We start from the raw sequence: 4,214 nt of genomic DNA on the forward strand, positions 1-4,214 counted from the left end.
TATAATGATGGGACGCATCGCATTGAGCTCGAAATTACCCTGACTGCCCGCGAAAGCTACGGCATTGTCTTCGCCAATGACCTGGATGCAGACCATCACCATTGCTTCACATTGCGTCGGGTTGACCTTGCCCGGCATGATGGACGAGCCGGGCTCGTTTTCGGGTAACAACAACTCGCCGAGTCCGCAGCGCGGGCCAGACGCTAGCCACCGCATATCGTTGGCTATTTTCATCAACGCAACAGCTAATCCGCGTAATGCAGACATCGCAGCTACCATCGCGTCGAGAGAGCCTTGTGCCGCAAACTTGTTCGGTGCCGTAATGAATGGGTACCCGGTCAATTTTGCGATCTCGGCAGCAATCTCCCGACCGAAATTCGGCGGCGCATTCAAACCTGTGCCGACCGCGGTGCCTCCAGCCGCCAGTTCGAGTAGACCGGCCTCGGACGCGCGGATCCGGACAAGTGCGTCGCGCACTTGCCTGGCGTAGCCGGACCATTCTTGCCCCACCGTTAGCGGTACGGCGTCTTGCAGATGAGTCCGCCCCGTCTTGACGACCTCCATCCATTCGCGGGATTTCGTCTCGATCTCCGTTGCCAGCCGCTCCGCGTAGGGCAGGAGATGCTGTTCGAGCTCGATCATGGCAGCGATATGCATCGCTGTCGGGAAGGTATCGTTGGAAGACTGCCCGAGATTCACGTCATCGTTGGGGTGGATCGGCGACTTGCTTCCGATCTTTCCGCCAAGCAGCTGGATGGCCCGATTCGACAACACCTCGTTAACATTCATGTTCGATTGCGTCCCGGAGCCGGTCTGCCAGACATACAGCGGGAAGTGACCGTCGAGTTTGCCGGAAATCGCCTCATCGGCCGCGCGAATGATCGCGTCGGCTTTCCAGCGCGGGAGCCGGCCGGCCGCGACGTTGACCAGGGCCGCGGCCTTTTTCACATAACCATATGCACGGTAGACGGCTTTCGGCATATGGTCGTCACCGATTGAAAAATGAATAAGGCTACGTTGAGTTTGCGCTCCCCAATAGCGATCGGCTGGCACGTCGATAGCGCCCATGGAATCCGTCTCGCTCCGTTCGCCGATCGCATCGATGCCGACGGCGACGTCACGCAACATGCGCGGGAGTTGAACGCTCGCGGGAGATGATTGATTGATCACGGTGCTCTCTCTGGTATTGACGTGTTCAGGAAGCCGTTAACAGATCGGCGAAGAAATCCGTGTCGACACGGCACGCGGGCTGGGATCAATAGCGGGGTGTATAAAGCTGCCCTTCGATCCATGCCCGGATGTCACGTGGCGGCTCTACCGTCGCGAGTCCATTGTCGAACATGAACTCAGCCACACGAGTTGCCGTCGTGACTTCCATCTCGAGAATGTCGGCCTGACCAGGAAACAACATGCCCTTTGCCCGCAGTTCCGGTCCGACCTGATCCGAGCTGGCTTCGGCAGCGGCGACGAAACAGGCATCGGTGATCCGGCGCGGGCGAGCGACGTAAGTCGCCAGTGCGATCGCCGGATAGATGTAGAAATTGTTGGCCTGACCGGGATGGAAAACTTGGCCGTTCAAATTCACATCTGGAAACTGTACGCCAGCTGCAAACAACGCCCTTCCGTTCGACCATCGATAAGCTTGCTCGGCTGTACACTCGGCCTTGTCGGTCGGATTCGAGAGCGCAAATATAATCGGGCGGTCGTTCAGCCGGCTCATGGTTTCCACCACCAGCTGCGTGAAGGCGCCTCCCTTGGTGCTGAAGCCGATCAGGATGGTCGGCTTGAGAGCCTCGATAGTCTTTGACAGATCCCTCGACGGTTGCGCCTTGTGCGCGTAAACCGTCTGCGAAGGCGAAAGATCACGACGACTGGGCTCAAGCAGACCATTGACATCGAAGAGCGAGATTTGAGAACGAGCTTGTTCGAGAGAAAGCCCCTTACCGTGCATCGCCTCAACGAGCATATTGGCCGCGCCAATCCCGGCAGAGCCCGCGCCGAGGAAGAGAATGCGCTGGTCCGTCAATTGCTCGTTCTTGATCTGCAGCGCCGTTGTGAGGCCCGCGAGCGCCACGCTCGCGGTGCCTTGAATATCGTCGTTGAAACAAAGCACCTTGTCACGATAACGCTCGAGAATGCGGATCGCATCGGTGCCTTTCCAGTCCTCGAAGTGGATACAGCAGCCCGGAAAAACCTCCTGCACACCCTGCACGAGTTCTTCGGTCAGTTCGTCGAGTTCGTTCGCCGATGGAGGCGCGCTACGTATTCCCAAATAGAGCGGATCGGCACGAAGCGCCTCATTTGTGGTACCGATGTCGAACATCACCGGCAGCAGGCAATCTGGCGGGATTGCCGCGCAGGCGGTATATAATTCGAGCTTACCAATCGGAATTCCCATGCCGTTAGCGCCGATATCGCCAAGCCCGAGAATGCGGCCCCCGGTCGAAACGCAGATGAAACGGACGTCGCGGGTCGGCCAGTTACGCAACACCTCAGCGAAGCGGCCCTTCATGCTTCGATCGATATACATGCCGCGAGCTCGGCGATACAGATGCCCAAATGTGAGACAGGCATCCGCGACGGTGGGATCGTAAACGATCGGTAGAAATCGCGCAGGGTCTGCCATGAGCGTCCGATAGAACAGCGTCTCGTTACGGTCCGCGAGGGCCGCCAGGTAAACATAACGTTCGAGGTCAGTGGGTTTCGCGTCGAGATGCCCCATCACGCGCTCCAACTGCCGGTCGAGTGTTTCGACCGCTTGAGGCAACAGGCCTTCAAGGCCGAACTTGCGCCGCTCTTCCCTTGTAAAGGCTGTCCCCTTGTTGCGCACCGGATCGGTGAACAAACCCACACTCGACAACGGCTCTCTGCTGGCGGCAGACTTCACTGCTCTTAACGTAGAACTCATGGTTGTTCTCCTGTGACGCGGGGCGGATTGTCCTACGGCTATTTTTGATGGCAAACGCCGCGCACTCCTATCGTGCATTCGTCTTAGTCTCGGCCAATCAACTGGTGATGGACCTATACGTCGGGATGGTAAGCCCGCAGCAATTGGCGACTGACCTTTCGGGCAATTGCTGCCTGACAAGTTGGACAGGCCTCAAGGGTAGGTGACATCCGCAGGGTCATTCGGAACGTCTCGACAGTGCCCCATCGGTCGACGTGCGCGGAGTTCGCCACCAAGAACGGCCATCGTTGCTGGGCCTTCAAGGTGGACAGCCTTCGGCCACCCATTTAGCGAACAGATCAATGCGGGATTGCGGCCATGGGCCGTCGCCCCTTGGCGGCGGCGGCGGCATGACAGCGCCGCCAATTCCACGAATGCGGTCATAAATAGCGGCTGCGTGAGCTTTGACTTCATCATAGCTCGCTAGGTTGAACCCCTTTATCATCCCCTGAATGTCTCGCTCAGTAAAAAGCGGACGAATATCGGCTTGGAAGCTTGTGGTCATCGTGCCTCCTTTCGTAGCTAGGGGAGAAACTTCTCAGGCAAACCCTCAAGCGCGTTCAATTCACTGACCACATCTATCACGAAGGCGACGGCGAGGAAGAACCTCACGAATCTTGGGATCAAGCAGCGGTCACAGTTGCCGACGCGAACGCGATGTCGACGCGCGCGCCCTTGAAAACTAGTAGGTTCCGGCGAGCTCTTCGAGCCAGAAGCCCGTCATGCGTCCGGTGTTACCCATTGGGACCCACGCCATTCCTACAACGATCACAGCACAGAACCACTGATCCAGTGAGCGCCAATCCCTCATACATTGATATAAGTAACATCTTCCCAACGTTGAATGTTCCAGGAGGCAGCGGGCGGACACTGTAACTCTCGAGGGACCCGTATCGTAAGGCGGAATTGTTGCGATATCGGTTGGCTTAATGAAAGGTGACGCAGATGATCGGGAATGAGGCCCAGCTCAGGCGGAGCGACTTCTACGTCAGCGAAGGTCAGCGAAACAGCGTGGCGGGAACGTTCTCGTGGCAGTTGGATACGGCCGAGTTGATTTTCTCCGAGCAACTCCATCGCATCTTCGAGTTTGAGCCGAATACCGATCCGACTTTTGCGATGATAGCCGAGCGTGTTTATCCAGACGACATCACCGTCCTAGCCGATGTTCACGCGCGGGTACGGGCAAGTTTCGACAATCAGGAATGCGAGATCCGGCTGCAAATGCCTGATGGTCGGTTAAAGTGGATAAAACTTTTTGCTCGTGTGA

Annotated in this window: 3 protein-coding genes and 1 pseudogene; 1 reads left to right on the top strand and 3 read right to left on the bottom strand. The window is 57.4% G+C overall.

The window, feature by feature from the left end; genetic code table 11:
• From ABSE61_RS36290 to ABSE61_RS36300, 3 genes are all read right to left on the bottom strand, one after another.
• On the bottom strand, positions 1–1,128 hold a 1,128-nt coding region (locus ABSE61_RS36290; protein WP_423875968.1), incomplete at its 3' end, for a class II fumarate hydratase.
• Positions 1,129–1,255: 127 nt separating this feature from the next.
• Positions 1,256–3,088, bottom strand: a complete 1,833-nt coding sequence (locus tag ABSE61_RS36295) for an NAD-dependent malic enzyme (RefSeq protein WP_423875966.1) — start codon at positions 3,086–3,088, stop codon at positions 1,256–1,258.
• Positions 3,089–3,206: 118 nt separating this feature from the next.
• Entirely contained in the window at positions 3,207–3,452 is a 246-nt protein-coding gene (locus ABSE61_RS36300; protein ID WP_423875967.1) for a hypothetical protein, read from the bottom strand.
• Positions 3,453–3,892: 440 nt separating this feature from the next.
• On the opposite strand from ABSE61_RS36300, the pseudogene ABSE61_RS36305 reads away from it, so the two are divergent.
• Positions 3,893–4,214: pseudogene (locus ABSE61_RS36305) on the top strand (PAS domain-containing sensor histidine kinase); the annotation flags it as partial.

The sequence above is a fragment of the Bradyrhizobium sp. genome, assembly GCF_049519115.1.
Taxonomy (GTDB): domain Bacteria; phylum Pseudomonadota; class Alphaproteobacteria; order Rhizobiales; family Xanthobacteraceae; genus Bradyrhizobium.